This window comes from Massilia sp. Root351 (genome assembly GCF_001425045.1).
Lineage (GTDB): Bacteria > Pseudomonadota > Gammaproteobacteria > Burkholderiales > Burkholderiaceae_D > Rugamonas.
This window is the reverse complement of record NZ_LMDJ01000022.1, coordinates 1-3696: the sequence shown is the minus strand read 5'-3', so window position 1 is coordinate 3696 and position 3696 is coordinate 1. Positions and strand designations below refer to the sequence as shown.

Genomic DNA, 3696 nt, shown 5'->3' with positions numbered 1-3696 from the left:
GCGCTTGGCCGTCCAGCGTTTTACCTCTTCGTCCATCTTTGTACTCACTGTCAATTTCCTCAATTATGACGTGTGCAGGAATTCAGTGGGTCGTTACAAAGCTGCACAAGCTCATTGAGCCGTTTTACCCGAAAGCCGCAGGTGCTGGCCGTCCGCCGATTGGCTTGGCGCGCATGCTGCGCATGTACGTGGCCCAGCAGTGCTTCGGGCTGTCCGACGAGGGCATTGAAGATGCGATCTACGACAGCCAAGCTATCCGGGGTTTCGTGGGCATCGACCTGAACCGCGAGTCGGCACCGGACGCGACGACTTTGCTGAAGTTCCGCCATCTGCTCGAAGCCAATGGCCTGACGCGCCAAATCTTCGACACCATCAACGGCCACTTGGCCGAGAAGGGTTTGATGATGCGCGAGGGGACCATCGTCGACGCCACTGGAAGCCAATGGCCTGACGCGCCAAATCTTCGACACCATCAACGGCCACTTGGCCGAGAAGGGTTTGATGATGCGCGAGGGGACCATCGTCGACGCCACGCTGATCGCGGCRCCRCCRTCGACCAAGAACCAAGACAARCARCGCGATCCCGAAATGCACCAGTCCAAGAAAGGCAACGACTGGCACTTTGGCATGAAGGCCCACATYGGCGTGGACGCGACTTCGGGTCTGGTGCACACGCTGATCGGCACGGCTGGCAACGTGGCCGACGTCACGCAAGCKCACGCGCTGCTGCACGGCGACGAGATTGCTGCGCTGGGCGATGCGGGCTACCAAGGCGTTGAAAAGCGCGAMGAGAATCAAGGGAAATCGGTAACCTGGTTCGTGGCCATGAAGCGCGCGGTGCGCAAGGCGTTGCCGAACAATAAGCTGGGGCGCCAACGCGAAAAGCTTGAAGTACTCAAGGCAAGCGTGCGGGCAAAAGTCGAGCATCCGTTCCATGTGCTGAAGAACCTTTTCCGTCATCGCAAAACGCGCTATCGGGGCCTGGCCAAGAACACTGCCCAGCTCTACTCGCTGTTCGCCTTCGCCAACTTGGTGCTCGCTGGCCGACGCTTTAAGCTGCCCAACACCCGAGGTCCGTCCCGAGCGTAAGAATCGGTAAGAACGGAGACGAATTCGCCGTTCTTACGTCCCATTTTTCACTTGTAGAACTTAAACGATAAGCACCGAGCAAGCTCCGCGACGCCAAAAACTCAATTGATCTGCGGTTCCCTAGCCATTGCAACCCTATCGTCAACCCTCATGAAAATAAGTATGCTGCGTTTTGGCTGATGGCGATAGCGTTGGCCGCTGCGGTAGCTGTATATTAAAAATAATCGGTTTTGAACTGATTGGACAATTAATAGGAAATACGATGGATTGGAATTGGTTTTTCAGCTCACTTTCGCAGTCTTCGGCGGCGATAGTTGGCATTTTTGGTGCGTTCATTATTACTAAGATTCTTTCCAATCAAGCGCAATTCGGCGAAAGAACTGCTCGCTTCAAGTCGCTTCGAGCGGCAGCAACCAAGTTGGAGAATAGTGCGGAAAACCTTGCCTTTGCATGGTATGTTCGCCTCATGGCGGAGAGTCAGTTGGAGAAGGCTGAGGATCTCCTTGATAAGGACGATAACCTCACGTCAGAAGATCTCTATGCGAAGCTAAGGTTCCCACCTTATCTCGCGCGCGAAAATGCAATTCGAGCTCTTCAATCTGCAAAGGATAGGCGTGAGGCGGCTGCTGAGGCTGAGCGACAACGCATCCAAGAAATGGCACGGTTGCAATCAGAGCGTCGCTCAAAGCTTGGGGCGGCCGGGGCGTTGGCATCATCGCTAGGGTTGGGCGGAGACGGATTCTCTATTCCCATGTCACATCCGATTTCGCGCAGGCTTTCATCAATTAATAATCCGCATGCCGAACTTCAGAAGGAGCGTGAAGCGATCGATGCGTTAGAAGTCGAGATACGCCATCACATGCGAACGATTTCGGACTTTCTCGAAGCCACGTCGTCAAACCCTGAGTCATCAGCAGCGATTATGTGGGCACTAATAATGGTTTCAGCGTTATTTCTGGTTGGAGTGGTTTATCCGCTGAGTTTCATGCCTTCGCCGGTTCCTTGGACCCCTGCTTTGGAGATTCATGGATTTTGGGGGCGCGTGTTTTCATTGCGCGGTATGCTTCTCATATTTGTATCTCTGATCTTTCTCTCAGCACTCACAATGTTTGCGGTCATGAACCGCCGGATGCGCTACTCTCCAGACGAGATTCGATCTCTTGAGGATTTCACTCGTATAGAAACGTACTCCAAGTACTATGCGATAGCGGAAGAGAACGAAAGAGTAGCACGCGAAACGGCGAAGTCGTTGTAAAGGCTTTTCCACGACCATAAAAGTGTCACTATGATGTGGGTAAAACGCTCAGATACTTTGGGTCTGGAGATTAGTGAGCTTGAACCGGCTGGGGCGACGAATTCGCTTTTTCAGTGCGATCATGAAGCAAGTGTTTTTTTGATCGCGTTGATGAAGCCGATATCAAACAGTTTTCTACCACGGGAGTTTAGGATCTCGCCGTTGGCGCCCTCAGACCAGCCTTCCTGAGTTAAGAACTCAGCGGATATCGCCCGCCCGCTGCAATGCCTGTTTTTCGGTCTCCGACAACCCCACACTGCTCATCACTTGGATGACTTCGCCCTTCGGGGTAACGTTAATATGACCAGGAAGGACACGTCGATCGACCACTACGTTAGCGTTTGCACGAAGCAATTTGACTTCACCACGTAGGCGCGGCTGGAACAGGCCGCGCCCAGCGTCAGCTGGATAACCAGTCCCTACACGCTGCCCGTGCTCGCGCCCATGCTCACGCGCCGCCTGGATTGCGAAATCGACGGCGGTCAATTGGTCGTGATGCGCTTCTACGACCCGCGCATCCTGCTCGGCCTGCCCTCCGCGCTGGACGCGCAGCAGAAGCGCTACTTCTTCGCCCCCGTGAGCGCCTGGAGCGCGCTCGAACCGCGCCGCCGGCAGCGCTACAGCATCGACATCGTGCCCGCCACGCCGGCCGACATCGCCCGCTACGCCTTCGCCCCCATCAGCCTTACGCTGGCCCAGCGCGACCAGCTGATGTACTTCGACAAGNGCTGGTCGGCGTGCCGGTGATCCTGCGGCTGATGCGGGCGGGGCGCGCCGACAACAGCGCTACAGCATCGACATCGTGCCCGCCACGCCGGCCGACATCGCCCGCTACGCCTTCGCCCCCATCAGCCTTACGCTGGCCCAGCGCGACCAGCTGATGTACTTCGACAAAGAGAACCTGTACGAAAGCATCGTCCGGCATTGGGAAGAGACCTGCCCGGAGGACATCGCCGGCATCAAGCGCGGCATGCTGCGCGAAGCGGCCATCGCAGCGGTCAGCCGCGCCAACGGCTACGGCATCACCGATCCCAGCGCGCAGCACCTGTTCGCCGGCCTGATGATGACCGTCTCGCCCTCGTTCGACGACAACGCCATGGTCAAAGCCCATCTGAGCAACCCCGATGTGCCGCAGGCCGAACGCCTGAGCCGGATGATTGCGCAACTGCCGGAACAGGCCTGGGAGCAAATCGTCAAGGCCAAGCGCTACGACGCCCTGTTTGAACTGGCGCCTGGCCAAACGGGTGCGCAGCCATGATGAACCTGCAAGACATCACCAAAAAACTCTCGGACGATTAACAGCATAATGTTGA

General features: G+C 56.4%; 2 protein-coding genes and 3 pseudogenes. 4 read left to right on the top strand and 1 reads right to left on the bottom strand.

The genetic code is table 11. The annotated features are described in order from the left end of the window. Positions 1-65 precede the first annotated feature (65 nt). Positions 66-1089: pseudogene (locus ASD15_RS17275) on the top strand (IS5 family transposase). 172 nt (positions 1090-1261) lie between these two features. Continuing rightward, entirely contained in the window at positions 1262-2344 is a 1083-nt protein-coding gene (locus ASD15_RS32380) for a hypothetical protein (protein ID WP_157200988.1), read from the top strand. A 119-nt stretch (positions 2345-2463) separates the two neighbouring features. On the opposite strand, the gene gmtX is transcribed toward ASD15_RS32380, so the two are convergent. After that, positions 2464-2640 carry a gamma-mobile-trio protein GmtX gene (gene gmtX / locus ASD15_RS33835; protein WP_373888187.1) on the bottom strand — a complete coding sequence of 59 codons (177 nt, stop codon included), beginning with the start codon at positions 2638-2640 and terminating at the stop codon, positions 2464-2466. Positions 2641-2761: 121 nt separating this feature from the next. Between gmtX and ASD15_RS33830 the strand changes: the two are divergent. Next, positions 2762-3109, top strand: a pseudogene (locus tag ASD15_RS33830) (DUF4123 domain-containing protein); the annotation flags it as partial. Between the two features lies 1 nt (position 3110). Continuing rightward, a pseudogene (locus ASD15_RS17260) lies at positions 3111-3641 on the top strand (hypothetical protein); the annotation flags it as partial. Positions 3642-3696 lie beyond the last annotated feature (55 nt).